Annotated in this window: 28 protein-coding genes; 1 reads left to right on the top strand and 27 read right to left on the bottom strand. The window is 36.4% G+C overall.

The window, feature by feature from the left end:
- Positions 1-133: 133 nt before the first annotated feature.
- From CI949_RS05425 to cdaA, 23 genes are all read right to left on the bottom strand, one after another.
- Entirely contained in the window at positions 134-1039 is a 906-nt protein-coding gene (locus CI949_RS05425; protein WP_290763745.1) for a haloacid dehalogenase-like hydrolase, read from the bottom strand.
- A gap of 84 nt (positions 1040-1123) precedes the next feature.
- Entirely contained in the window at positions 1124-2563 is a 1440-nt protein-coding gene (nagE, locus tag CI949_RS05420) for an N-acetylglucosamine-specific PTS transporter subunit IIBC (protein ID WP_133529450.1), read from the bottom strand.
- Between the two features lie 297 nt (positions 2564-2860).
- Positions 2861-4582, bottom strand: a complete 1722-nt coding sequence (locus CI949_RS05415; RefSeq protein WP_133529449.1) for an NADH-dependent [FeFe] hydrogenase, group A6 — start codon at positions 4580-4582, stop codon at positions 2861-2863.
- A 24-nt stretch (positions 4583-4606) separates the two neighbouring features.
- The gene (gene nuoF / locus CI949_RS05410) at positions 4607-6409 is read right to left on the bottom strand and encodes an NADH-quinone oxidoreductase subunit NuoF (RefSeq protein WP_133529448.1); all 1803 of its coding nucleotides are present in this window, start codon (positions 6407-6409) and stop codon (positions 4607-4609) included.
- 23 nt (positions 6410-6432) lie between these two features.
- Positions 6433-6795: a ferredoxin gene (locus tag CI949_RS05405; protein ID WP_133529447.1), complete on the bottom strand. Its 363-nt coding sequence runs from the start codon at positions 6793-6795 to the stop codon at positions 6433-6435.
- The gene (locus CI949_RS05400; RefSeq protein WP_133529446.1) at positions 6795-7352 is read right to left on the bottom strand and encodes an ATP-binding protein; all 558 of its coding nucleotides are present in this window, start codon (positions 7350-7352) and stop codon (positions 6795-6797) included. Before CI949_RS05400 ends, CI949_RS05405 begins: the two co-directional genes overlap by 1 nt.
- Before the next feature lies 1 nt (position 7353).
- Positions 7354-7836 carry an NADH-quinone oxidoreductase subunit NuoE gene (gene nuoE, locus CI949_RS05395; protein ID WP_108139070.1) on the bottom strand — a complete coding sequence of 161 codons (483 nt, stop codon included), beginning with the start codon at positions 7834-7836 and terminating at the stop codon, positions 7354-7356.
- A 22-nt stretch (positions 7837-7858) separates the two neighbouring features.
- Positions 7859-8593, bottom strand: coding sequence for a PHP domain-containing protein (locus tag CI949_RS05390; RefSeq protein WP_290763732.1), 735 nt, complete (start codon positions 8591-8593; stop codon positions 7859-7861).
- Entirely contained in the window at positions 8594-8923 is a 330-nt protein-coding gene (locus CI949_RS05385) for a DRTGG domain-containing protein (RefSeq protein ID WP_108139066.1), read from the bottom strand.
- Positions 8913-10250: a [Fe-Fe] hydrogenase large subunit C-terminal domain-containing protein gene (locus CI949_RS05380; protein WP_290763726.1), complete on the bottom strand. Its 1338-nt coding sequence runs from the start codon at positions 10248-10250 to the stop codon at positions 8913-8915. The genes CI949_RS05385 and CI949_RS05380 overlap by 11 nt, the downstream gene beginning before the upstream one ends.
- 29 nt (positions 10251-10279) lie before the next feature.
- On the bottom strand, positions 10280-10714 hold the full coding sequence (locus CI949_RS05375; protein ID WP_108139062.1) for an ATP-binding protein: 435 nt from the start codon (positions 10712-10714) through the stop codon (positions 10280-10282).
- 16 nt (positions 10715-10730) lie between these two features.
- Positions 10731-11105 carry a hypothetical protein gene (locus CI949_RS05370; RefSeq protein ID WP_133529443.1) on the bottom strand — a complete coding sequence of 125 codons (375 nt, stop codon included), beginning with the start codon at positions 11103-11105 and terminating at the stop codon, positions 10731-10733.
- A gap of 178 nt (positions 11106-11283) precedes the next feature.
- Positions 11284-11634 carry a type II toxin-antitoxin system PemK/MazF family toxin gene (locus tag CI949_RS05365; protein ID WP_108139058.1) on the bottom strand — a complete coding sequence of 117 codons (351 nt, stop codon included), beginning with the start codon at positions 11632-11634 and terminating at the stop codon, positions 11284-11286.
- On the bottom strand, positions 11615-11920 hold the full coding sequence (locus CI949_RS05360) for a CopG family transcriptional regulator (RefSeq protein ID WP_243733887.1): 306 nt from the start codon (positions 11918-11920) through the stop codon (positions 11615-11617). Before CI949_RS05360 ends, CI949_RS05365 begins: the two co-directional genes overlap by 20 nt.
- A gap of 96 nt (positions 11921-12016) precedes the next feature.
- Positions 12017-12163 (bottom strand): hypothetical protein, encoded by a 147-nt coding sequence (locus tag CI949_RS05355; protein ID WP_166637079.1) that lies wholly within the window; start codon positions 12161-12163, stop codon positions 12017-12019.
- Positions 12164-12363: 200 nt separating this feature from the next.
- Positions 12364-14613: an IGHMBP2 family helicase gene (locus CI949_RS05350; RefSeq protein WP_290763718.1), complete on the bottom strand. Its 2250-nt coding sequence runs from the start codon at positions 14611-14613 to the stop codon at positions 12364-12366.
- A 16-nt stretch (positions 14614-14629) separates the two neighbouring features.
- Entirely contained in the window at positions 14630-15172 is a 543-nt protein-coding gene (gene dcd / locus CI949_RS05345) for a dCTP deaminase (protein ID WP_108139052.1), read from the bottom strand.
- Between the two features lie 72 nt (positions 15173-15244).
- The gene (locus tag CI949_RS05340; protein WP_290763714.1) at positions 15245-16807 is read right to left on the bottom strand and encodes an NAD(P)H-hydrate dehydratase; all 1563 of its coding nucleotides are present in this window, start codon (positions 16805-16807) and stop codon (positions 15245-15247) included.
- Positions 16808-17188 (bottom strand): holo-ACP synthase, encoded by a 381-nt coding sequence (gene acpS / locus CI949_RS05335; protein WP_133529439.1) that lies wholly within the window; start codon positions 17186-17188, stop codon positions 16808-16810.
- A gap of 154 nt (positions 17189-17342) precedes the next feature.
- Positions 17343-19175 (bottom strand): glutamine--fructose-6-phosphate transaminase (isomerizing), encoded by a 1833-nt coding sequence (gene glmS / locus CI949_RS05330; protein WP_290763711.1) that lies wholly within the window; start codon positions 19173-19175, stop codon positions 17343-17345.
- Positions 19176-19499: 324 nt separating this feature from the next.
- The gene (glmM, locus tag CI949_RS05325) at positions 19500-20852 is read right to left on the bottom strand and encodes a phosphoglucosamine mutase (RefSeq protein WP_290763709.1); all 1353 of its coding nucleotides are present in this window, start codon (positions 20850-20852) and stop codon (positions 19500-19502) included.
- A 75-nt stretch (positions 20853-20927) separates the two neighbouring features.
- Entirely contained in the window at positions 20928-21317 is a 390-nt protein-coding gene (locus CI949_RS05320) for a hypothetical protein (RefSeq protein WP_133529436.1), read from the bottom strand.
- Entirely contained in the window at positions 21318-22103 is a 786-nt protein-coding gene (cdaA, locus tag CI949_RS05315; RefSeq protein WP_243733872.1) for a diadenylate cyclase CdaA, read from the bottom strand.
- A 125-nt stretch (positions 22104-22228) separates the two neighbouring features.
- On the opposite strand from cdaA, the gene CI949_RS05310 reads away from it, so the two are divergent.
- A complete protein-coding gene (locus CI949_RS05310; RefSeq protein WP_290763701.1) occupies positions 22229-22954 on the top strand; it encodes a type II CAAX prenyl endopeptidase Rce1 family protein in 726 nt (241 codons plus the stop codon).
- 66 nt (positions 22955-23020) lie between these two features.
- Here the strand turns inward: CI949_RS05310 and CI949_RS05305 are convergent, their stop codons facing one another.
- The 4 genes from CI949_RS05305 to amrB all read right to left on the bottom strand — a co-directional run bounded on the left by CI949_RS05305 (position 23021) and on the right by amrB (position 25717).
- Complete coding sequence (locus CI949_RS05305) at positions 23021-23182, bottom strand: hypothetical protein (RefSeq protein WP_166637078.1); 162 nt, start codon at positions 23180-23182, stop codon at positions 23021-23023.
- 199 nt (positions 23183-23381) lie between these two features.
- The gene (amrS, locus tag CI949_RS05300; RefSeq protein ID WP_108139127.1) at positions 23382-24371 is read right to left on the bottom strand and encodes an AmmeMemoRadiSam system radical SAM enzyme; all 990 of its coding nucleotides are present in this window, start codon (positions 24369-24371) and stop codon (positions 23382-23384) included.
- On the bottom strand, positions 24364-24891 hold the full coding sequence (gene amrA / locus CI949_RS05295; RefSeq protein ID WP_108139036.1) for an AmmeMemoRadiSam system protein A: 528 nt from the start codon (positions 24889-24891) through the stop codon (positions 24364-24366). The genes amrS and amrA overlap by 8 nt, the downstream gene beginning before the upstream one ends.
- A gap of 34 nt (positions 24892-24925) precedes the next feature.
- Complete coding sequence (gene amrB, locus CI949_RS05290; RefSeq protein WP_290763692.1) at positions 24926-25717, bottom strand: AmmeMemoRadiSam system protein B; 792 nt, start codon at positions 25715-25717, stop codon at positions 24926-24928.
- Positions 25718-25893 lie beyond the last annotated feature (176 nt).

Raw genomic sequence — 25893 nt, 5'->3', positions numbered from 1 at the left:
CTCTATAAATTATTCATTTCTTTAATAATAACAGTATTTGTGAACTTTTTCAAGTCTTTTTAAAAATAATAATAAATCGATTTAGTAAATCGGTTAAAGCTAAAAATTATTGAGTAAAATAATTTAATAATTATTAACGATTGATTGAAAGAGCCATTCTGCGGTAGCTGTGGCGCTTTCCTCTAATTGTTTTCGATAAGCTCAAAATATTCTCCGGTATTGCTATGCCACCATAAGCTGCATCACCAATATGCTGGATATCTGCACCAGCCATCTTACTCATCAGAGCGATTTCTCTAATTGTTTCTGGCTCAGAGCTTTCCTGAGAAGTTCCAATTGCTGTTAGGGCAAGTTTACCCCGATTATGAATTAACTTTATTATCTCCTTTAAGGAATTTACATCGATTCCAGGCACAGTTCCGGCTGCAGGAAGCAGAATGATATCTGTTCCGGCTGAAATTAAAGAATCAATATATTTAGCTGCCAGATATTCTTCATCTATACCTGCCATATGCATCTTACCTGCAGTTATTATGATCTGATCTCCGAAATTCTGATCAGCCATTTTAACAGCCTCAATTATTGCCTGATTGCTGACTCCGACCGAAGGGTTGCCGGTAAAAGTAATCATATTAAAACCTGCCTTAACAGCCTTTTCAATGTTATTTAAGGTGGCTTTACGTCCAGAGCTTAACTCTATAAAATTATCTGACTGAGCATTATCTCTGCTGACAGGTTCCAGATTTATCCCCAGAGGTCGTCCGGTTAATTTTTTTATTGACTCTACTATTTCACCAGCACTACCGGCTTTAATATTTTTGAATTTCGGCTGATTTAAATCAAATAAATTTAACAGTAAAATATCTGCGCCAAAGGCTGCTGCTACTTCTGCATTACTAACATCTCTAAATAAAGATTCTTCTCCAATTACTTCGGAGATAATAGTTCTTCCCTCTGATAGTTTTATTGACTGCAGCAGCTCTTCTTTGCTGTAACTTAATAGTTCAGAACTATTTGAACTCAAAAGCCTTTTATCCATCTTTTTCTCCCTTTCTAATATTTTAGTTTTTATGAAAATTACAGCCGGAGATAAATCCCCGGCTGCTTTGCTTAATTTATCTATTTATTCCTGCATTAATTTTAGTTCCTGTTTGATATCATCAGCAATCATCTCTGCTTTTGTACCCACTACAACCTGAGCATTATTTTTATTAGCTTTCAATACCCCAGTTGCACCAAGCTTCTGCAGAGTCTGCTCATCAATTTTAGAAGTATCTCGAAGTTCAAGACGAAGCCTTGTGATACAGGCATCTATAGTTTTAATATTATCTTTACCACCAAGTGCTTTTATATAAGCTCTCGGTTTATTTTCGCCTTTACCCCTGGTTTCGAATGAATGCTGCTTTTTCTGCTGTGTTTCGGGCATTACACTTATATCAGTACTGGCAGCTTCTGAATCCAGGCGGCCTGGGGTTGGAATATTAAATTTCTGAATTGCAAAGCGGAATAAAAAATAGTAAACTGCAAAAAACACCAGACCAATTGGAATTATCAATATTGGCTTTGTGGCAAGTCCATAGTTCAAGAAATAATCAATTGCTCCCGCTGAAAATCCAAAACCATGCTGAATACCAAGTACATAGGTAATAACCAGTGATAATCCAGTTAAAATAGCATGAATTAAGTATAATACTGGCGCTAAAAACATAAAGGAAAATTCAATAGGCTCAGTAATTCCTGTTAAAAATGAAGTTAGACCTACACTTAAAAAAATACCTGATACTGCTGCTTTATTTTCAGGTTTAGCAGCATGATACATTGCTAATGCTGCAGCAGGCAGACCAAACATCATCACCGGATAAAATCCTGACATAAAGAATCCTGCTGAGGGATCTCCAGCAAAAAATCTAGATAAATCTCCAGTGACTACCTCTCCAGCTGCAGTAGTAAATTCTCCAAATACAAACCAGATAAAGCTGTTGATAACATGGTGCAGCCCAAGTGGAATTAATAGTCGATTTAAAAATCCATAAACAAAAACTCCAACTGCTCCAGCATCAATTATCCACTGACCTGCAAGCTGAATAGCATCCTGAATTGGAGGCCAGATAAAACCAAATATTCCTGCCAGAACAACAGCTGCTGCCCCGGTTACAATTGGAACAAAACGTCTGCCGCCAAAAAATCCTAAGAAGTCAGGTAATTGAATATCATGATAGCGGTTATAAAGTGCACCAGCAGTTAAACCACCTATAATACCGGCTAAAACTCCCATATTAATGTCAGGATTAATTGCCTGAGTACCATTGGTAATTACAAGATAACCAACTGCACCAGCCAGACCGGCTGAACCAGAACTGTCATGAGCAATACCGACTGCAACACCAATACCAAATAATAAGGCCAGATTATCAAAGATTGCAGAACCGGCAGCCATAACAAATGGAATATCAAAAACATCACCAGCACCCAGCCTGAGTAATAAAGCTGCTGCAGGTAAGACCGCGATTGGAAGCATCAGAGATTTACCAATACGCTGTAATTGAGAAAATAATTTTTTCAATTAAATCAACCTCCCTGTTATTTTAGTCAGATAAATTAAAACAATTTACTGTTAATTTCCCTCCCCCACTAAATATTCCCCGAATTAATAAATAATAAAAATAATAGTAAACGGGGTAAAATTTTGTGAATATTAACTCTACTCTTAATTATACTCAACTGGAGTTTTGTTGTCAAGATAATCAATAATATGCAGTAATTTCTATCAATAAGCAAAAAAGCCGCTCTGATGAAATTTCACCAGAACGACTTTAATTAATACTAACTTATTTAACTTAAGAATATCTAAGAACAGCTATTAATTTTTTGGTCTTGCCTTATATTTTGTATGCAGTAAGTGATGTGATTCTCCACCTAGAGGTTCACCTAAAAACTCTTCGTAGAGTTTAAGAATCTGAGGATTCTCATGTGATTTCCGGATCTTACTGCTGTCATCAATATTTGCCAGTCCCTGAGCACGTTTCTCTTTCTTCTCATTTGTTGCTGGACGAGGCTGACCACCACCGCCAACACAACCGTGAGGACAGGCCATAATCTCAATGAAGTCTAAATCACATTCACCTGCACGAACTCTATCTAATAGCTTTTCAGCATTACCAAGTCCATTAGCAATACCAACTTTAACCAGCCGATCTCCGATTCTCAACTCAGCCTGGTTGATACCTCTAAAGCCTAAATTTAATCTTTCCAGAGGCTCCCCAGTTAATTTTTCTTTAACGGTTCTTACCGCTGCTTCTGTAACTCCACCAGTCGTACCAAAAATAGTCCCAGCACCAGTTGACTTACCCATCAGCTCATCAAAATCTTCTTCTGGAAGCACATTGAAATTAATTCCCATTTCTTTGATCATCCGAGCAAATTCCCTGGTTGTTAATACTGCATCGGTATCTTTATAACCACTGGACTGCATCTCTTCTCTATCTTTTTCAAATTTCTTGGCTGTACAGGGCATTACTGCAACTGTATAAATTTTTTCGGGATCAATACCTGTCTGCTCTGGGTAATATGTTTTACCTAAAGCAGAAAACATCTGCATTGGTGACTTAGCTGAAGATAAATGTGGTAATAGATCTGAATAATTATGCTCTGCATATTTAACCCAGCCAGGACAGCAGGAAGTAATATGAGGGAGCTCACCCTCACCATTTAACTTCTTTAAAAATTCACTTCCCTCTTCTAAGATAGTTAGATCAGCAGCAAAATCAGTTGAGAATACCTGGTCAAAACCAAGTCTTCTTAAGGCCGCAACCATTTTACCGGTCACTACTGTTCCAGTTTCCATTCCAAATTCTTCACCAAGAGTCGCCTGAACAGAGGGTGCAGTTTGGACAATTACATGTTTATCTTCATCTTCTAAAGCTTTCCAGACCTTATCAATTTCACTCATCTCAGTAATTGCACCTACCGGACAAACAGTGGCACACTGACCACAGTTAGCACAATTAATTTCCGCCTGAGGCAGATCAAAAGCTGTAGTTACTATTGAATCAAAGCCCCGCTGAGTAAACTGTAGAGCAGAAACCCCTTGAACTTCTTCACAGATCCGGACACAACGGCCACAGAGAATACATTTATTAGGATCTCTTTTTAGAGCAGGTCCAACTGTATCTAAATCATATTCACTTTTTTCTCCAGCATATTTTTCAACATCTTCTCTTTGAATACCTAATTCATAAGTAATATCCTGCAGTTCACAGTGCCCATTGCGATCACAGCCAAGACAGTCATTAGGATGATTGGCCAGTAATAATTCAACATTTTTTCTTCTGGCTTTTCTGGCCTTCATACTTCTGGTATTAATCTGCATACCTTCAGTTACAGGTGTTGCACAGGAAGCAAGAAGTCTTCCACTTTCTTCATCTTCAACCACACAGACACGGCAGGCACCATGCAGACTTAAATCAGGATGATAACAGAGTACAGGAATCTCTACTCCGATTTCTTTTGCCGCATCTAAAATTGTACTATCTTCTTCTACTTCAACAGTTTGCTTATCTATAGTTAGTTTAACTTTGCTCATTAATTTCCCTCCTATTATCAGAGTTTATGCCTGTGAAATTGCATCTACAGGGCATTCTGGCTCACAGGCCCCACAGGCAATACAAACATCTGGATCTATTGTAAATGGACTCTTAATTTCTCCACTAATTGCATCTACTGGACATACCTTAGCACATTTTCCACAGCCTATACAGGCTTCTTCATCAATAACATAGGCACTTACTAAGTCAGAACAGACACCAGCTGGACAGTTGTGATCATGAATATGAGCTTCATACTCATCCCGGAAATATCTAATTGTACTTAAAACAGGATTAGGTGCAGACTGGCCAAGACCACAGAGTGAAGTACTCTTAATGTGTTCACCTAAATCTAATAATAATTCAATATCTCCATCTTTACCTTCACCGTCAGTAATTCTATTTAAAATTTCCAGCATTCGCTTTGTACCTTCCCGACAGGGAGTACATTTACCACAGGATTCACTCTGAGTAAAGTTTAAGAAGAATCGTGCCACATCAACCATACAGGAATCTTCATCCATTACAACCATTCCACCAGAACCCATCATTGTTCCAGCATCAAGTAATGAATCATAATCAATCGGCAGGTCTAAATAATCTTCAGGTAAACAACCACCTGATGGACCACCAGTCTGTACGGCTTTGAATTTTTTACCTTTACCAAGGCCACCACCGATCTCGAAAATAACTTCTTTTAGAGTTGTCCCCATTGGAACTTCAACTAAACCAGTGTTATTAATTTTTCCGGTTAAAGCAAAAACCTTGGTTCCTGAACTACCTTCAGTACCAATAGCAGAGAAGCTATCTGCACCTTCATTTATTATATATGGAATATTTGCATAGGTTTCTACATTATTGATGTTAGTAGGTTTACCCCAGAGTCCTCTTACAGCTGGATATGGAGGCCTTGGTGTGGGCATACCTCTTTTGCCTTCAATTGAGTTCATTAAAGCTGTTTCCTCACCACAAACAAAGGCTCCCGCACCTTTTTTGATATGAAGTTTAAAATTAAAGCCACTGCTGAAAATATTTTCACCTAAAAGACCATATTCTTCAGCATCCTCTATTGCTTTTTCCAGGCGTTTAATTGCCAGTGGATATTCTGCTCTAACATAAACATAGCCCTCATCTGCTCCAATAGCATAAGCTGCAACTAACATTCCTTCGATAATTCTGTGGGGGTCTCCTTCCAAAATACTGCGGTCCATAAAAGCACCCGGATCTCCCTCATCTGCATTACAGATAACGTACTTTTTATCTCCCTCAGAATTTTTGGCAAACTGCCATTTTAAACCGGTTGGAAATCCTCCACCACCACGACCGCGAAGACCAGCGTCTTTTATAATATCAACTACTTCCTGGGGGTCCATTTCAGTTAAAACTTTTCCTGCTGCTTCATATCCACCCAGGGCAATATATTCATCAATATCTTCTGGATCTATTTGGCCACAGTTAGCCAGCGCAATCCGCTGCTGTTTTTTATAAAAATCGATATCCTGATAGGATGGAATCTGCTCATCAGTCATTGGTTCTTTAAAGAGCAGTCTTTCTACTGTTCTACCTTTTAAAAGATGTTCTTCTACAATTTCTGCTACATCATCTGACTGCACCTCACAGTAAAATACACCTTCTGGATAAACGATCATTATTGGTCCTTTTTCACAAAATCCATGGCAGCCAGTTTCTACAATTTTTATTTCTCCACTTAAATCATTTGCAGCTAACTCTTCTTCCAGAGATTCTTTTAAAGTATTAGCTCCAGATGATACACATCCTGTTCCTGTACAGATTAATACATGGGAACGATAAATAGAATCCTTCATTTACAAGTGCCTCCTTATTATTCTTATTTGTGTCTGGCGATTACTAAATCACTAACTATATTGCCGTTAACTACATGCTCTGTAATAATTTTTTGTACGTCAGCTTCACTTAAATTTCCGTAAGTAATTTTTTCTTTGCCTGGCAGCTTAACATCGATCAGCGGCTCTTTTTCACACATACCTATACAGCCAGTCTGGGTTACTCGAACATCCAGATCACGTTTTTCAACCTCAGCCAGTACAGCCTTTAAAATATCTCTGGCGCCTGCTGCAATACCACAGGTTCCCATTCCAACAATAATTTCAGCTCTTGTTCCCTGATCACGCTTTTTCATTTCTTTCTGCACTTTATTTCTTAATTCTTTTAACTCAGCTAAAGATTTCATTAAAAAGCTTCACCTCCGCGAATTTCTGCTAAATTTTCTTCAATATATTCTCTAATCCAGGCAGTGACCTGCCGGGATTGAATTGAAAGGTCTTCCAATTCAGATTTAATTTCTCTAGTGTCAAATTTAAAACATTTTTCTTGATAATAATGCTGATAAACAAGATCTACCTGATCACCACTTGAAGCAACAAAGTTACTAATGGTTGTAGTTATATCCCCCAGGGGAGCTCGGTCAATATGATCATACTTAAAATCAGCAGTTACTCTGGTTCCCTGATTAATTTCAGAATCAATTTCAAAATCTCCTTCACAGCTTTCTGCAGCCGATTTAAATAAAGAAAGACCAAGTCCAACTTCTCTTGTTATTCTTGAAGTAATAAAAGGATCAGTAATTTCTTCTAATTTCTTCTGATCAATTCCACTACCATTGTCTTCAATAACAATCTTCAATAGATTGTCAGTTAGATTTTCTTCGATCTTTATTTTTATTAAATCTGCTTCTGCTCTCCGAGAATTTTCTATAATATCTAAAATGTGAAGAGATAATTCTCTCATTTTACTGATACTTTGCTATAATACCAGGAATTTTTTCCGGAGTTAAGCGGCCGTGAGTATCATCATTAATCATAATAACTGGAGCCAGACCACAGGCACCAATACAGGCTACAGATTCAAGAGTAAATTCTAAATCATCAGTTGTCTCTCCTGCATCAATCCCCAGTTCATCTTTAATTGCATTTAGGATACCTTCTCCACCTCGAACATGACAGGCTGTCCCCATACAGACCCTAATAATATTATTGCCACGCGGCTGCTGGTGGAACTGACTGTAAAATGTCACAACTCCATATACCTGACTTAAAGATAAATTTAAGCCCAAAGCTATTTCTTTCATTACCTCTTCCGGTAAATACCCATATTCATCCTGAGCTTCCTGTAAAACCGGAATCAAATATCTTTCTTTTTTTTCATAACGGGATAGAATTTCTTGTACTGGTTCTAAGTACTCAGCTAATTTTTCTTCTGTCATCTCTGCCATCAATAATTACCTCCTTGATAAATTAAATTAATTCGATTTTTCTTCCATCTTTTTTCTGCAGAGCCTTTTTAAATTCTGCAAAGGAAAATTCTTTTACTATCAACTGCTGATAGGCCTTAATTTCCCTGAGATAATGACTGTCAGAATTCTGCATAAACTGCAACTCCTTTAAAAAAGGAAACTTTTTTAATACACTTTCTTGATCAGTGTTTTTTGAAATCTCAGCTGTTTTAATATCAAGCCCGGTAGGGATAAAACCAAGCTGAGAAATAATACTGTGTTTTCGGTCCAGATGAGAGGGAACTGCTATACCTCCCAGTTCTTGAACCCTGTCAAGACATTCTTCTAAACTTAAGTCAGCTGCTGCAGCAAGCAGTCTTTTAACCTTACTCTGAAATTGATCATTATAGTCACATTTTATCTGTGGTCCAAAAAAGTCTTCATCATTTTCCTGATCCGGCAGCTTTTTATAAATATGCTGCTGCCATTTCAGCAGGGCCTTCAAATCTGGGAAATAGCAGAGGATGTGTATCTCCTCTTTTGTTTCAGCCTCCATTGCCGGAATGCATATCAAATTATGCTTTTCACAATGGTATTTAAAAACTTCCACATTTTCTGCACTATTGTGATCTGTTAAAGCTACAACTTCAATCCCCTGCATTTCTGCTTTTTTTACTATCTCCAGTGGGGTCATTAATAAATCACCACAGGGAGATAAAACAGAATGGAGATGCAGGTCAGCTCTTAGCTTCTGCATTTAAATATTACTTTCACAAAAGCTGCAGGCTAAGTCATAACTTTTTTTCTTAGTTTTTAGAAGATTGACTCCTTTTTGACAGGCTCTCTGAACAGCATTTTCTTCATAATCAAAGTTTTCTACCAGAATAACAGCAGAAAGCTCGACTAAGAGAGCCACCGCTACAACATTCTGATGCCCCTGAACAGTCAGCCAGAGATTATCTTTTTCTGCTCGTGCCATTACATTGCTCAAAAGATCACCAATATAGGCTCCGTCAATTTCTTTTTTTAAATCTGGACCAGCTACTACTTCTAAATCAAACTGATCGACAAGTTCTTTAACTGTCATCTGCTTCCTCCTTTTTAGATGCCATAACCGGCGGAAGTTCATTTGCCAGAATTGAAAGATCATCTGCCAGTCTACTGAGCTGTTTCCTCAGCATAAATATACAGTCAGTTCTGCTGGCTCGTTCATTGATCACATCTTCCGCAAAAGTTTTGCAGTCCGGTGCTCCACAGGCTGCACAGTCTAAACCTGGCAAAATATCTATTTCTTTCTGCAGCTGTTCAAGTTTCTGCATTGCTTTTTTAAAATTACTATCCAGTTTAGAAATATTATCTGCAGTAATCTTTTGGGAAAGAGCAAAATTATAAAATTCATCATCTTCTTTTTTTAATACCAAATTATGTTCTTGAGTCATCTGTCTAATTTTTTTGATTCTTTCTTCTAAGTTAAATTGAGCCTGAAATGGATTAATAACATTCAGCACTCCCCCAATACATCCATCCACACAGGAAGTGATTTCAAAATACCTGATTGCTTCCGGAATATTGTTTCTTTCGATTTCATTTAATAATTTTTTTGCTTTCTTAATCCCGGATACACTTAAAGTGTTTAGCTCCTGCCAGGAACGTAAAATACCTTCTTCTCCACCCTCACTACCCCAGATTGTAGCCAGACTAATCAGCTGATCCGCTTTTTCTTCCAGCTCAATATCAGCAAGTGATTCATAAATCTTTTGATAAATATTTTCTACCCCAATTGCCCCGGTTAAAAAACTTTTATTCTGACCAATTGCTCTCTTAACTGTAGTTAATTTTGCCGGACAGGGAGTTAAAAAGAAAATATCTGGATTGATATTTTTTTCTTCTTTAAGTTTTCTTTCAACTCTTTCGGCAATCAATTCGACTGGAGATTTTAGAGGGATTAACATCTCGATTAAATCAGGATACTGAAGTTTAATTAATCTAACTATTACCGGACAGGATGTTGATATATAATTACCGGAATTATTATTTAAAAAATCAAGTGTTTTACGAGATAATGCAGCAGCTGCATCTGCTACATCAAAAACTGCCTCAAAACCTAAATTAATAATTGATTTTTTGATCTTCTGTGCAGGAATTCCCGCTGAAAATTGACTGTAAAAACTGGGTGGAATCAATAAAACAGGATATTCTGAGGACTCCATGATTTGATCAAGTTGATCTGTTTTAGTGTATTTAGCGTGATATTCACAGGCTCTGATACACTCTGCACAATCAATACATAAATCCTCTTTAATCCAGGCTTTACCCTGATGAACTCGAATTGCTTTAGTGGGACATCCCTTTACACAATTGGTGCATCCCTCACATTTTTCTTCTTTTAAGAGCACAGAATGCTTTTTGGTCATTATTAACCTCCTGCTGCGATTAATTAAAGTTAATTTGCTAGATTAATTATTACTTTCACATGAGTTCCATCATCTTTTGATGATTTTACATCAATTTGATCTGCATAGCGCTTAACATTAACAAGGCCCATTCCAGCTCCAAAACCCATTTCTCTAATTTCATCACTGGCAGTTGAAAAACCTGCGGTAAAAGCCTTATCAAGATCTTCTATTCCCGGGCCACTGTCATCAACCCTTATTTCAAGTTCATCTTCTGAAATCAAAGCTGTAATTTCTCCCCCCAGAGAATGAATTACAACATTCATCTCAAGTTCATAGGTAATAATAGCTGTCTTACGAACTATTGCTGAAGGAACACCCAGTTTACGCAGAATATTCTTTAAATCACTTGAAGCCTCTCCCCCACTTTGAAAATCAAAGCTTTCAATTTCTTTATTTAATATCTGTTGTTTTTGCAAAGACAAAATCAACTCCCGACAATTATTTGGAGGTTTCTATAAAGTTCATCTCTTCCGGACCAATCCCATTTTTATACAAAAGACCACAGGCTTCAAATAAAGGCTTATCTGTGGAATATAAAAAGATATTTAACTGATTGGCCAGAGAAATTGTTTCTATCTGTGGTTCCTTTCCCCTGACAAAAATAATAACCTGAATCCCAACCATCTCAGCGGTTCGAACAACCTGGGGATTTGTTAAACCTGTAAGCAGAAGTGTTTTTTCATTTGAAAAAGCAAGTACATCACTCATCAAATCTGCACCACAGGCATTTTTCACTTCCAGATCATCCTTTTCAGCAGAAGCTTCAAAAATAGTGTCTGTATTAAGAAGAGACTTGACAGTTTTTAGTTTCATTTTTAACCTCCATAGTTAAATAATATCTTATTTTTGCCATTTTTGCAATTTGTAAAATATTCCCACAAATAGATTGTAGTGATAATTTTCACTTTAGTTAATAAAAAATTACTATCAAAAGTATATGATATTTTTTTCACACTGTCAAGAAGAAAAATTTAGCTCAATTAAGAAAAAATTATAATTCAATTAAGCCCAGACTTATTTCTATAGATTGATTAACATCTTCTATCACATCTTCACCTAAATGTGCAATGTGGCGCTGCAGTCTTTTTTTGTCTAAGGTTCTAATCTGCTCCAGTAAAATAACAGAATCTTTATCCAAATTAGTATAATCAGCTGGTATTTCAACATGAGTCGGTAGTTTAGCTTTATTAATCCGAGAAGTAATAGCAGCAACAATAACAGTGGGACTGTATTTATTACCAATATCATTTTGAATAACTAATACAGGTCTAACTCCTCCCTGTTCAGAGCCAACGACTGGATTTAAATTCGCGTAAAAAACATCACCCCTTTTTACTTTCAATTTTTTCACACTCCACCAGTCTCTGTTCATAACATAAATATGAGTAACACTCACTTGATAATCCTTCATCAGCTAACTGCTGATTAAGACCGGCCATTTTTTTATATCCATCTCTGAGATGATTACGAACTTCTTCTTTTTTCAATTCTTTTAGATAAAATTTAACTGCCTGATTTAAAAAGTTATTTCGCTGCTGATTATTATTTTTACAATAACGCTCAATTTCTTCCACCAGATAGACTGGCAGTTCTACATTAAGTTTTCTGCTTTCGGACAACTGACCCACCTCCACTGTTTTTAAGCTGTTTCTATTATATCATGCAGGGAATAATTATCAATTTTACAGCTTGATTTTTAAAAATAATTAAGAAAAAAGATGAGACTAATTAGCCCCATCCTTAAGTAGAGAAACATTTCGAACAAGATCTTCATTTACTGCAGCCATTTTTTCATAGCCTTTTACCATCTCTCTAGCGATTTCTTCTTTTTCAGTCTTACTAAAATTCTTTTTGCGGCGCAGCCTCTCCACTGATTAACCACCTCATTATAAAATGATTTTAGAACTCTTTTAGATAATGTAATTATATCTCAAATATTAAATGCTGTCAATCAAAATATCCAGCTTAATTACTGATATGACTGGAATGAGTTTAATATTTATAGCTCTGTAAAGCTATCCAAATAATTATAAATTATGGATATGACTTTTCTTCTCTTAAATTAACAGTTCTAAAGTTTATAATAGAGTCCGCTTTTTTTTATATATTTAAGCAGTTTTGCATAGGCATCATGCTCACAAATTGTGCTGCTGTCTCCAATGAAAATCATTTTCCTTTTGGCTCTGGTTAAAGCAACATTGAGTCGGCGCAGATCTCTTAAAAATCCAATATTATTTTCAGAATTGCTGCGGACAGCAGTAAAAACAATCATTTCTTTTTCTCTTCCCTGAAAAGCATCTACTGTATCTATTTCTACATTTTCGTAACTATTATGCTGATTAATCAAGTCAACCTGATCCTTATAGGCAGCAATTACTGCAATATCTGATTCTGAGAGAGATGATTTAAGAGCACGATCCAGGATATCAAGAACTATTTCTGATTCAACCGGATTGTCGTAAGAATTTGAACCTTCAAATGACCTCTCCTTTGCCTTCATCTCTTTTGTATCTAGAAATACCAGAGGATAATCTGAGTTAAGTGATTTTTCTGTAAAACAGTGCTCATCATTTATTTTCACTCCCAGATCACTCAACTTCTGGGCTGCTGCCGATTCAGCAGCTTTTAAACTATTGTTATAAAAGTAAATGCTGGAAAAGCCCATAATTTCTCTGTTCATTCTGTACTGAGTTTTGAGCAGTGAACTAAGCTCCCCCTGATAAATTTCCATCAATTTTTCAAAGAGAGATACTCTTAATCCGTTTTTGGCTGCTTCTTGATTAACTACTGTTGGCGGCAGCTGCTTGTGGTCACCAATTAAAATTGTCTTTTCAGCTTTCAGGTAAGGAATTAAAGCCGCAGGCTGTGTTGCCTGAGTGGCTTCATCAATTACACTTAAATCAAACTTTCTATTTTCAAGTAATTCTGATCCGGCAGTGATATTGGTTGTACAGATTACATCAGCCTGATCCAAAAGTTCATCTACAGCTTTATTTTCAAGCCTCTCTATTTTCTTAAAATAATTATCTATTTTCTCCTGCAGTTCCAGCCAGCTGGCCATCTCATCTATTACTTCAGGACTTATTCCTCTTACATGATGTTCTAAATCTTTTTCAGCGTAATTTTTAATCTCCTGGTCAGATAAACCTCTGCGGTATTTACCACCTGGATAGATATATGATTCCTGTTTATTTATTAAATCGGAAACTTCATCTCTTAATTTTTCAGCCTCCAGATAATCCGGATGCTCCATAACTACCTCATCAAGAGTATGCTGCCTTAGTTTTTTATTGACTCTAATTGGATGTCCAATTCTAATTACATTTAATTCTTTTTCGGCCAGCAGTTCCAGCAGATTATCAACTGCTGTGTTAGAATCTGCAGCTGCCAGAACTTTATCACCCTGTTCAACTGCCTCTGCAATCAGCTCGACTGCAGTTACAGTTTTTCCAGTTCCAGGAGGCCCCTGAATTAAATAGATATCTTCGGCAGCCATCGCTTTTTCTACAGCCTCTTTTTGTGATTGATTGAGACCACCGAGTTCTAAATCCGTTTTAACTGCAGCTCCAGCCTCTTTTCTTTCCAGCAGTATATCTCTTTTGTGCTCCTGCAGTTCATTTTTAGGATGTTTAATTTTTTCAAGAGCAGTAAACATTCTCTGAAAAGTAGTATCGTTAACAAAGAGATCCAGTCTGACACCTTTATTATAGATGAATTCAGGTGGATGACTCTCAAAAGCAACAGTAATTGAATAAGAAGTTTTTTCTACTACAGTTCCAGTAGGATTATCTGGATGTAATGGTTTATCTAAACTGATCATCACCAGATCTCCCGGTGTAATTTGAGTCTCTGCCAGCTTTTCTCCCTTATATTTTGAAGTGAATTTGACTAAAGGCCGATGCCCAAAGGTATTGCCATTATCTTTTCCGTGCAGATCTAATAAAGCACGTCCTTTAGCCTGCCTCTCTCTGGCTGATAAATATTTAATTTCTAATTTATGTCTGTCTATCTCTTCCTGTCTCTCCAAATCAACTAAGTCATGAAATTTATTATAGTAATTTATAATTTCCTTATCAATTAAGTCATCTGGATTCTTAGCACTTACCTGAACTTTAACTCCTCCGATCTGATTATTATCCATAGCTCTAATAATCTGAGGAGCTGATTCCCAGTTCACTTCTACTTCTGCCTTATTTTTACTCTTATCTATATTAATTTTACCAATATCATCACTTGCAGTCCCGGCTTCATTGATAAAAGCTCCTACAATATCCCCAGGACCAATTCTTTTATCTATTTCCGAAATTACCAAAGTTACCATAACTACACCTCCAGGTTTATCTTTTTTTGTTTTCTGGATCTTTAAAGACTCTGGTACCTACTGTATTTTTTTGTCCCTGATATTTGCCGCGATAAGGATTGTCAGCTTCATTATCCATTGAAGCAAATACCAGCTGACAGATTCTGCGGTCTGATTCTAATTTAATTGGCAGACGATTTGCATTATAAAGTTCCAGAGTAATCTGACCTTCAAAACCGGGATCAACCCAGCCCGCATTTTGAATAAAAAGACCCATTCTACCAATTGAACTTCTTCCTTCCACAAAAGCAGTTAAATTATCGGGTAATTTTATATATTCTTTTGTTGTTGCCAGTAAAAATGAATGAGGAGGAATAATAATTTCTGAACCCCTCACTTCTTCATAATTAACCTCATCATTTAAAGTCATTAAAGGCAGAGAGTTTTCATCTACTTTTAAAAAATCATCTCCCAGCCTCATATCAACCGAAGCTGGTTGAATCTGCATTTCATCAATCGGATCTATAATCAATTCCTGATTTGCTAGCATTTTTTTAATTGTTTTATCTGATAATATCATTTTTAACTCCTCAAAATTATTTTATTTTATAAATCAGCTCGTAAATAGTTCTGAAAATCTTTGGTGACAAATTTATTCGAATTTCTGCCAGACCTTCGACAGATTATCAATTATATCTGATGCAATAAGAGCATAATTACTCTTTTCAGCTGCTGCAAATTCTCCCGCTTTACCGTGCAGATAAACAGCCAGTGCTGCAGCCTCAAAACTGCTCATCCCCTGTGCCAGAAGAGCAGCTACTATGCCTGTTAAAACATCTCCACTACCTGCTGTAGCCATTCCATTACAGCCGCTGGTGTTGATATAAGCTCTACCATCAGAAGCAGCAGTTATAGTTGCAGCTCCTTTTAATATTAAATTGACTCTGTATTCAGCGGCAAAATCTCTGGCCACTTCAATTCGATTATTGTTAATTTCCTGAATACTCATCCCTGTCAGATTTGCCATTTCGCCGGGGTGAGGTGTTAAAATAAGTTCGCCTTTATAATTTTTTAATAATTTGAGATTCGTAATTGAATTTACTGCATCTGCATCCAGAATCAGCGGCAGTTCCAGATTCTTTAAGATCTTCTCCATCAAATCAGTTATTTCAGAACTTTTACCCAATCCCGGGCCAGCAGCAATGAGGTCCACTTTTTCCGAAAATTGCCTGATCTCAGCAAAGGAATCAGCACTAATTATTCCCTCTTTTGAAGACAGTGGAACTCCCACTACCTCTTCCAGCTGAACTGAAGTCCGGGCTTCAATCTCTGCTGCAGTTAAAAGATAAACCAGACCAGCACCACTTCGCAAAGCTGCCTTGGTACTCAAAAGAGGTGCACCGGTCATTCCTTTAGAACCTGCAATTACAGCAACTTTGCCAAAACTGCCCTTATGCCCATTATTTTTTCGTTTTGGTATTAAATTGGCTGCAGCCTGCTCTCCAAAAGCCTTAAGTCGATCACCATTTTGAGTAATTGTCTCCGGCTGAATTCCAATATTAATTATTCTAATCTGACCGCTGTAGTCTCTACCTGGATATAAAAGCAGACCTCGCTTATAAGCCGCCATTGTGGCTGTATAATCTGCCTTTAGGGTTTCACCAGCTATCCTGCCGTTTTCTCCGATAATACCGGAAGGTATATCAACAGCAAGTGTTAAAGGCTTCTTTTTCAGTTTCTGGTTGATCTGAGTAATAATTTTTTTTACACTACCTCTCAGCTCACCCTTAATTCCAGTTCCCAGCAGTGCATCAATAATCAAATCACTATTTTTTATTAAATTCAAAAATTCATTTTCTTTTAAATCATTAAATTGATAATCTTTAACCCCGTTTAAAAGAGCCAGCTCATAATTTTTACTGTTAACTCCTTTTAAGTCTTTAGCAGCTGTACTTAAAATTATTTCTGGCTGATAACCCCAATTTTTTAGTATTCGAGCTGCAGCCAGGCCATCACCACCATTGTTTCCCTTACCAACTAAAATGCTTAGCTTAAGCTCAGCCTCAGCTTTTGATTCAAATTCTTTTTCTATAATTTCTACTGCCAGCCTGGCTGTACCATAAGCTGCTGCTTCCATCAGTAAAATTTCCGGACAGCCAGCCTCAATAGTTTCCTGATCACATTTTGCCATCATTGTCGGAGTTAAAACTTCCATTTATTCTGCTCCTTCCATAACAACCTGAGCAATACTGAAGTCTTTTTCGTGAGAAATAGAAATAAAAATTGAGCTTACTCCAAGTTCTTGCGCTCTAACTGCAGTGCTGCCAGATAATTTAACTTCTGGTTTACCTAGTTTGTCATTTAAAACCTCAATGTCCTGCCAGCTGTTATTTCTCATTCCTGTGCCCAGAGCTTTTAAAACGGCTTCCTTAGCGGCAAAACGCGCTGCAAAGGAGGGCGCTGAATTTATTTTCTGCTGACAGTATCTTATTTCAGCTTCAGTGTAAATTTTTTTTAAAAAGCGATCTTCATATTTTTCTATTAAGTCCTTAATTCGACTGTTTTTAACTAAATCAATCCCGGTTCCTAAAATCATATATTTCCTTTCTCAAATCAAAGTTATACTCAATCATTCTACTTTATAATTATATTAAAATTATGCGCTAAATGCAAAAAACCGGACCCTGTTACAGGCCCGGTTTAATGTCTGTTTTTGTCATATTTTATCGTTAATTGTTGAATTTAGTCTTTTATTCTACTGTTACACTTTTTGCCAGATTTCTGGGCTGGTCAATATCTTCTCCACAATTTAAAGCAGTATAATAGGCAAGTAACTGCAGAGGTATAATTGCCAGCAGTCCTGCAAAGTCCTGATTTAAAAGCGGCAGTTCGATTAGATGATCAACACTGTCTTTTTCGAACTTTTGATCTTCCTCAGTAATTAAGAGAGTTTCAGCTCCTCTGGCCTTAACCTCTTTTAGATTACTGAATAGTTTTGGAAATACATCCGCCCTACTGCCCAGAGCAACGACCGGCACATCTTCTTCTATCAGTGCCAGTGTTCCATGTTTCAGTTCACCGGCCGGGTAGGCCTCAGCATGGATATAGGATATCTCCTTTAATTTTAGTGCTCCCTCAAGCGCAAGAGTATAATCTGTATTGCGTCCAATAAAAAAGATGTTCTCTTTTTTTGCATATTTATCAGCAATCAATTTAATTTGATCTTTTGACTGCTCACTCAGCTGTCTGATCATCTCAGGTAATTTTATTAAATCAGAAGTATATTTAGCTTCAACTTCTTCACTTATTTCCTGACGCTGCCTCATGCCATCGATCAGCAAAATATAAAAAGCAGCAACCATATTAGTATAAGCCTTAGTGGAAGCAACTGCAATTTCCGGGCCAGCTTTTAAATAAATAACCATATCAGATTCTCTGGCAATACTGCTGTCACGAGAATTTGTAAGGGCAAGTACACTTGCTCCTTTATTTTTGGCCAGTCTCAGTGCAGCCAGTGTATCTGCAGTCTCACCTGACTGGCTGACTACAATCATTAAAGTCCGCTCATCAATAATCGGGTTACGGTAGCGGTACTCACTGGCAACCTCTACCTCTACCGGTATTCTAAGTTTATCTTCCAGCAGATACTTAGCCAGAGCTCCAGAATGATAGGCAGTTCCACAGGCTACAACATGAATTTTATCATAATTAGCAAGCCAGTTTTTATCAAGACCACTTTCACTTAAATCAATTTTGCCATCTTTTAAATTATCCTCCAGCAGTCTCTTTAATGATTCTGGCTGTTCATGAATCTCTTTGAGCATAAAATGCTGATAACCCTGCTTCTCAGCCATCTCTGCATCCCAGTCGATCTTTGTCTTTTGCTTATCAGCAATTAACTCATCAGCAAAAGAATAGATTTTAACCTCGTCTTTTCTGATATCAGCGATTTCTCCATCTTCTAAAATATAGAAATCATCTGTATGTTCGAGATAAGCTGGGATATCGGAAGCCAAAAAGTTTTCATTTTCACCCAGGCCGACAATTAGAGGACTGTCCTTACGAACAGCAATAATTCTATCTTTTTCTGTATAAGACATCACAGCCAGAGCGAAAGAACCTTCCAGTCTTTTTACTGCCTTAATTACTGCTTCTTTTAAGTTGTTCTGCTGATAATAACTTGCAATTAAATGCGCTGCAACTTCTGTATCAGTTTCTGATTCAAATTGATGGCCTTTTTCGAGCAGTTCTTCTTTTAACTCTCTAAAGTTCTCAATAATTCCATTATGCACAATAACAATCTTAGCAAAAGAATCAGTGTGAGGATGTGAATTTATATCAGAGGGTTTACCATGAGTAGCCCACCTGGTATGTCCGATTCCGGTCTCCCCATTAAAGATTTCTTTTTCTGCACTGGACTTCAATTTATCTAATTTACCTTCTTTTTTTACAATTTTAACAGCCTCTTCTTCCTGAACTGCAATTCCAGCTGAATCATAGCCTCTGTATTCCAGCTTTTTCAGACCTGAAAGCAGTATTGGGGCTGCCTTTTTCTCACCAATGTAACCAACAATTCCGCACATATATTATCTTTACCTCCGTTTTTATTATTAATATTCAACTGTCAACTGTTATTTATTTCCTTTGTCTCAGCAATTGCCCGCTGATTTTGAGAAATAAAATTGAGGCAGAACAGCCACTACCTGAAGGCATCCGCCGAATATTCGATAACCTTCTTCCTCGTCCACCTGATTAAAATCCCGTCCCAATCAGGTTCTGGCGCTTTTTCTCTTCAATTTTTTTAATCACCTCCTTTTTTTGCTTTAACTCTCTGTTTTGACATTTTTAACTAAATATCAGTCAGAACAGATTTAATTTTATTATAAATTACTGTAAATAGCAAATTTTTAGTTCAATTCTTCACTAATTAATTCTTTCAGCTTATTTTCCCATTTGTTTAGAAGTTCTTCTTCCTTACCCTCAAGCATTACTCTAATCAGTGGTTCAGTTCCAGATGCACGAACAAAAACCCGACCTGAACTACCTATTTCCTCTTCCGCAGCTTTAATTTCAGCAGCAATTTTAGAATTCTGCTCCCAGTCTTCTTTCTGGCTGACCTTTACATTTGCCAGAAGCTGGGGCCAGTAGCTCATAACTTCTTTTAGCTCTGAAAGTGACTGCTCTTCTTTTTTGATGATAGAAGCAATTTTAACCGCAGTCAAAATTCCATCACCGGTTGTATTATATTCACTAAAAATAATGTGTCCTGATTTTTCTCCCCCAAGTTTATAACCATTTTTCAGCATTTCTGCCAGCACATAGCGGTCTCCATTTTTAGTTATTACCAGTTCAGCTCCAACTTCAGCCAGACTTTCTTTTAAGCCCAGATTGCTGTATTTAGTTGTTACCACAGTTTTCTTGTTCAATTTATCCTCTTTAAGCAGATCTCTTGCCGCAACAGCCATAATGTTGTCACCTTCAACAACTTCACCTTTTTCATCAATTAAGATTACCCGATCTGCATCACCATCATGGGCAATTCCTAAATCAGCGCCGGTTTCTACTACTTTTTCGGCTGCCAGTTCAGGAGCTGTTGAACCACAGTTAACATTAATTTCTTCACCATTAGGATGATTATTGATTACCACTACTTCGGCTCCAAGTGCTTCAAAAACAGCAGGTGAAGCCTGATAAGCCGCTCCGTTGGCACAGTCAATTACAACTTTTAAATCATTTAATTTTTTATCTGCACTTGCAATTACAAAATCAATATATTCATCAATCCAGCTGTACTTTTCTTCAACTAGACCAATCTCTTTATCAATTGGATAGGGGAGCTCTTCTGAATGATCATTAAAAATTAACTCTTCAATCTCCAGTTCAGCCTGATCACTTAGTTTAATCCCATTCTGATCAAAAAACTTAATTCCATTATCAGCAGTTGGATTATGAGAAGCAGAAATCATTATCCCCCCAACTACCTCTTTAGTTCTGCTTAAATAACAGACTCCCGGGGTTGGAATAATTCCCAATCTATAAACATCAATACCAACTGAAGTTAAACCGGCCATCAGAGCTGCCTCCAGCATATCTCCAGAAAGCCTTGTATCCTTACCAATAATGACTACAGGCCGCTTTTGATCTGAATTCTTACTCAAATAATAACCACCAATTCTTCCCAGCTTAAAGGCAAGCTCTCCTTTTAATTCATGATTGGCAACTCCACGTACACCATCAGTTCCAAATAACTTCTTTTCCAAAATATCCACCTCAATTTTAAAATTCTCGAATAAACTATTCCAATCTAATAGATTAATATAATATATAATCATAATTTAATTTTCTTCTGCAGTTACTTTAACCAGTATATAACCCGGATCTACTCCCAGCAGCCTGGCTGAACTCGGTAATTCAACCTCAATTATTTTCATATTATCACCTGGATCAACATTACGCAAATCAACATAAGCATTAAGATCTGATCTATTAATTTTAGAAAAATAGGAAATATAATCAATTCTGACTACCGCTCTTTCTACAGACATTGATTCCAGCTGATATTCCTCTGGTAAATTTCTAACTTCAATATCCAGTAAAAATGAAGCTGCCTGTTCTTCTCCATAATTTAAAACATTTGCTGTTTGATTACTGGCATAACCCCAGAGCAGAACAGCTATAAAAAAGGCAAGTATTAATTTTTTTTGGTTTTCAGTTAGAGAAAACATTTAGAGATGCCTCCTCATAAAAGATTTTTCTTTAGATTTTTCAAAACTGTGGGCAAGAGTTTCCCGCAGTTCAGCTGTATCAAGATGACGGCTCAGTTGTCCATTTTCGGCAACTGAAATGACACCTGTCTCTTCAGAAACCACTATTGCCAGAGAATCAGACTCTTCTGTAATACCAATAGCTGCCCGGTGTCGGGTACCCAGCCTTGGATTGATATCAGAACGAGTAGAAAGATTTAAAAAACAGCTGGCTGCCTGAACCGTACCGTTTTCGATAATCAAAGCTCCATCGTGTAGAGGTGACTGATGTTGAAAAATGCTGAGCAGTAACTGTTTGCTGATTTTGGAATCAAGCTCAATTCCTGTCTCGATATAATTTTTTAAACCAACTCGACGAGCAATAACAATTAAAGCGCCAGTTTTTTTCTCAGACATTTCTGCTGTTGCCATAACAATTTCATTTATTTCTTTTGGCCCCCAGTTCTGCCAGAACTGTTCTTTGAGAAATCCACCCCGCCCAATTTGTTCGAGCGCTCTCCTCAATTCTGGTTGAAAAACAATTGGCAGCGCTACCATAATAATGGTCAGAAAACTATCTAAAAACCAGTTAACTGTGTTCAGCTCTAAAAGTTGAGCAAATAAGGCAACCAAAAAAATCAGCCCCAGACCTTTAATCAGCTGAACAGCCCTTGTTCCTGAGATAATGTTGAGTAAATAGTAAATAATAAAAGCAATAATAAAGATATCTAATAAACTTGTTATAACTTTCCAGGACAATTTTATCACCTCTTAATTAAATATTCGTCAAAAGAGACTCTAAACCCTGCTTATTTTTCAAAACATCACAAAAAATTAAAATTTTAAAGGATTCCTCAAATTTTAATAGAAAATAATAGAGAGGAGGTGATATCTTGAAAAATAATATTTTTTCTGACCAGCGTCTCAATTATAAAGATTTTTTAATAGTTATTGCTGCCTGGTATTTTATCACACTGAGCAGTTATTTTATAATTGAAAAAGATTTTACAGCCTTAATCTATATCAATGAAATTCTTGCTTTTTCTATAAATGTTCTCTCTCATATTATATTTTTATTTATAATCTACAGCTATTTTAATCTGCTCTATGACTTTAGTTTTGCAGACCTTGGATTTAAATTTAAAAAAGATAAAATCAACTTAAAGGCACTTTTTATAATTTTTCTTCTTTTAACAGCTGGAGTAATTTTAATCAATCTTAATTATAGGCCCGAAGTTAAAAGCAGCTTTTTTCCCCTGCAGTTAGGAGAAAATATTTTTAAAATCATTTACAGTGATTTACCCCTATTAATTATGGTTTTCTTAATTCTTTTATTTACAGCCAGTGTAGAACAATTTTTATTTAACAAGATTATTTTCTCACTTTTTAATCTTTATCTACCTACTTTTTTAGCGGTGATTTTCAGCGGCTTATTTGCTGCGGTTCTTTTTTTGGAGTTCAACCCTGCTTTTATCTTAATTATTTTTATTTCAGTAGTTATCAGTAACTATCTTTATATCTGCAGTGATCATAACTTATTTACTCCAATTATTTTTTACAGCTATTTTTTAACTCTTTACATAGTTTTTATTTATGGTTTTGATTTTGTTATTATCTAAATTAACTTCTAGAAAAACAAAAGGCCGGCCAGAGGCCGACCTTTTAAATTCTTATTCAAATTAGACTTACTCCCACAGCTTAAAGATTTTATTTACCTGATCAATCTTGGCTGCAATTTTTTCATCATTATGATTATGATATAAGTCACCACTACACTTCTCACAATAGAGTGCACCAGACCAGTTCTGACTTCCACATACATTACATTTTACATTTTTGTTTCTCATTATTAAGCCCTCCTTATTAGTCTTATAGTATTATATGAGCTTAATTAGAGTATAGCAGTACTAATAATTACTGTCAAGTTAATTTATAAAAAAATAAAATTTGAAATTATTTGATAATTGTTCGTTTCTTCACTATATCTTTCCTGCCTGGAATGACAAAAGAGTCTTATTAAAACAATCCTATATTAAAGCAGGTCAGCTAGAATTCACCGTATAATTCTGTACCACAGTCAGGACATCGATTCTGATCAAGCATATTCTCTACCTGGTAAGCTTTTCTTTTAATTAACTTTCTACCACAGCTGCTGCAGTAAGTATCAGCAGTATTTTCAATAATTGCATTACCTAAATAAACATGGTCCAGATGTTTTTTTGCTTTTTGATAGGCTTTTTTCATCTTTTCCAAATCTGTTGGTGGATTATTCAATTTATAGGCTGGATGATATCTGCTCAGATGAAGAGGAATCTGACTGTTAATCTGAGCCAGCCATTTAAAGAGCTCTTCTAATTCATTCAGGTCATCATTCAAATCAGTAACGACCAGTGTTGTTACTTCTAAATGAATTTCCCGGGCAAGAGTTTCAATTGTCCTTTTTACAGGCTCAAATCCTCCCCCACAATTATCTTGATAAAAGTTATTATTAAATGCTTTTAGATCAATATTTGCCGCATCTAAAAAGGGAAGAAGCTTTTTTAAAGGCTTTTGATTAATAAACCCATTACTTACTAGAATGTTTTTCAATCCCTTTTCAGCAGCTATTTCAGCTGTTTCAAGCATGTATTCATAAAAGACTACTGGTTCTGAATAAGTATAGGCAATTAAGTCGATCCCTTTTTTGAGAGCAGTTTCAACAATTTCTTCAGGTTTAAACTCCCTCAATTCAGGCTTCTGCTGACTAATCTGCCAGTTTTGACAGAATACACAGCTCATATTACAGCCCCAGCTGCCCACAGAAAGAACTTTTTTCTGTGGGTAAAAATGGTAAAGAGGTTTTTTCTCGACCGGATCAACCCCCAGTGAAGATATCTGTCCGTAATTTAATGAATACAATTTACCATCAATATTTTTTCTAACCTGACAAATTCCAACTTTATTGTTTGAAATTTTACAGTTATGGGGACAGAGTTCACACTCAACAATACCGTTATCTTTGATTTGATAATATTGAGCTGGATATAGATCAGTCATTTTCATCAAACCTGCTTACAGTAAAACGATAAATTTCTACTGCGGCATCTTCTCGCAAACCAGCCTTTCTCTTGGCTACACTAAGCTGCTTTTCAACTGTTTCAATACCTTCTAAATCAGGCAGCAGTAGTCCTGTCTGATGTCCTCCTTTAACAAGAATTCCGTATTTTTTAGGATCAAGTTCCGATTTGTCTCTAATTCTTTCAGGTTTGGATAATATATCTACCGAAATTGAAATCTCATTTAATTCCTCTTTTTCAACTTCAGGAAAGCGGGGATCATTCTCAGCAGCTGTCATTGCATTGCTGACAATTTCATAAGCTGCATTTTTCTGTACCGGTCTAAAAGTGCCCATACAGCCTCTTAACTTACCATTTTTCTTTATAGTTACAAATACTCCTGCTTCCTTTTTTAAAATATCTGGCAGTTCAGCTTCCTCAAATTCAGCTTCTTTCCCAGAAATAATGTATTCTTCAACTGCTCTTCTGGCTAAATCTGTTATAAATTTTTCTTCTTTCATCATAATCACTCCTCACTACTAATTATATAAACTCCTAAATTGATTTAGTCTTAATAAAAACTGTGCCATAACCGACTCCAAAGGGGCCTTCATAAGAGTTAACCTCAAGTTCTAGCTCCAGGCCATCAACTGCCCCCAGCATAGTCACAATCGGCCTTAAACCGCATTCTCCAGCTTTCTCGACCAGTTCCTGATCGAAATTTAATATAGAATCAAAATCTTTTTCTTTAAAATACTCAATCAATTTTTCATCAAAAAGATGTGCCTCAGAATTATAACCTGCCGGTGCTCCCTTTTTTAAGCGGTGAGAAAGGTCACCACTGGCAATAACTGCTATCTTATAGTCAAGCTCAGCTGCAGTTCTCGCAATCTCCTTACCAATTTTAAAAAGCTCCTGGTAGGAGATGAAGCCAATAGATATCGGAACTATTGGTAATTTAAGTCCGGCTTCTTCAAGATAATTTAAGGGAACCATAATTCCATGATCTAATTCCTGATCAATACCATAATTAATCAAGTCTTTTTTTCTTAGAGGCTGTAAGGCCAGATTTTTCTCACTGGTATTTTGAAGTAATTTTTCAGCAAAATTGATGTCAGATTTTTCTTTAAATTCTAGCTTTGAAAAACCAAAATCTCCAAAATTACCCTGCAGCTGATCCTTAATAATTAAAGAGGCTGTAGAACGAAATACAGGACCATGGGGAGTAATAAAAACTATTAAATCAAGTTCATCTTTAAATTCAGCAATTTCTGCAGCTGTCTTTTTAAAACCCTGAACTGTTTTTTCTGCTTTTTTTAATTCTCTTCCTCCAATTTCCTCAATCACAATCGGCCGTTACGTCAAATCTAATAGTTTTTTTAAAAATATTAATAGTTATCATAATTGTCAGGTTAGGAATCTGTATAAAATGCAGGAATCCCTCCCCCTGAGCTCGTAAATAGTAATTAAGAGAACCACAACTTACTACACCCAGAAAGGAAGGGATCCTAAGTTATGTTTTC

Source organism: Halanaerobium sp. (assembly GCF_003070835.1).
This window is presented reverse-complemented; position numbering and strand designations above follow the sequence as displayed.

Excerpts from the sequence above, each read along its gene's own strand:
- nuoF (WP_133529448.1), bottom strand. The coding sequence starts at position 6,409 with ATGAAGGATTCTATTTATCGTTCCCATGTATTAATCTGTACAGGAACA.
- CI949_RS05380 (WP_290763726.1), bottom strand. The coding sequence starts at position 10,250 with ATGACCAAAAAGCATTCTGTGCTCTTAAAAGAAGAAAAATGTGAGGGA.
- CI949_RS05385 (WP_108139066.1), bottom strand. The coding sequence starts at position 8,923 with ATGACAGTTAAAGAACTTGTCGATCAGTTTGATTTAGAAGTAGTAGCT.
- nuoE (WP_108139070.1), bottom strand. The coding sequence starts at position 7,836 with ATGGCAGAGATGACAGAAGAAAAATTAGCTGAGTACTTAGAACCAGTA.
- CI949_RS05425 (WP_290763745.1), bottom strand. The coding sequence starts at position 1,039 with ATGGATAAAAGGCTTTTGAGTTCAAATAGTTCTGAACTATTAAGTTAC.
- CI949_RS05370 (WP_133529443.1), bottom strand. The coding sequence starts at position 11,105 with ATGAAACTAAAAACTGTCAAGTCTCTTCTTAATACAGACACTATTTTT.
- amrS (WP_108139127.1), bottom strand. The coding sequence starts at position 24,371 with ATGACTGATCTATATCCAGCTCAATATTATCAAATCAAAGATAACGGT.
- amrA (WP_108139036.1), bottom strand. The coding sequence starts at position 24,891 with ATGAAAGAAGAAAAATTTATAACAGATTTAGCCAGAAGAGCAGTTGAA.
- CI949_RS05305 (WP_166637078.1), bottom strand. The coding sequence starts at position 23,182 with ATGAGAAACAAAAATGTAAAATGTAATGTATGTGGAAGTCAGAACTGG.
- CI949_RS05390 (WP_290763732.1), bottom strand. The coding sequence starts at position 8,593 with ATGCAGAAGCTAAGAGCTGACCTGCATCTCCATTCTGTTTTATCTCCC.
- CI949_RS05405 (WP_133529447.1), bottom strand. The coding sequence starts at position 6,795 with ATGAAATCTTTAGCTGAGTTAAAAGAATTAAGAAATAAAGTGCAGAAA.
- dcd (WP_108139052.1), bottom strand. The coding sequence starts at position 15,172 with ATGATATTATCAGATAAAACAATTAAAAAAATGCTAGCAAATCAGGAA.
- CI949_RS05415 (WP_133529449.1), bottom strand. The coding sequence starts at position 4,582 with ATGAGCAAAGTTAAACTAACTATAGATAAGCAAACTGTTGAAGTAGAA.
- CI949_RS05340 (WP_290763714.1), bottom strand. The coding sequence starts at position 16,807 with ATGGAAGTTTTAACTCCGACAATGATGGCAAAATGTGATCAGGAAACT.
- acpS (WP_133529439.1), bottom strand. The coding sequence starts at position 17,188 with ATGATTTTAGGAACCGGGATTGATTTAGTTAAAAACAGTCGAATTAAG.
- glmS (WP_290763711.1), bottom strand. The coding sequence starts at position 19,175 with ATGTGCGGAATTGTTGGTTACATTGGTGAGAAAAAGGCAGCCCCAATA.
- CI949_RS05350 (WP_290763718.1), bottom strand. The coding sequence starts at position 14,613 with ATGGTAACTTTGGTAATTTCGGAAATAGATAAAAGAATTGGTCCTGGG.
- CI949_RS05320 (WP_133529436.1), bottom strand. The coding sequence starts at position 21,317 with ATGTTTTCTCTAACTGAAAACCAAAAAAAATTAATACTTGCCTTTTTT.
- CI949_RS05400 (WP_133529446.1), bottom strand. The coding sequence starts at position 7,352 with ATGAGAGAATTATCTCTTCACATTTTAGATATTATAGAAAATTCTCGG.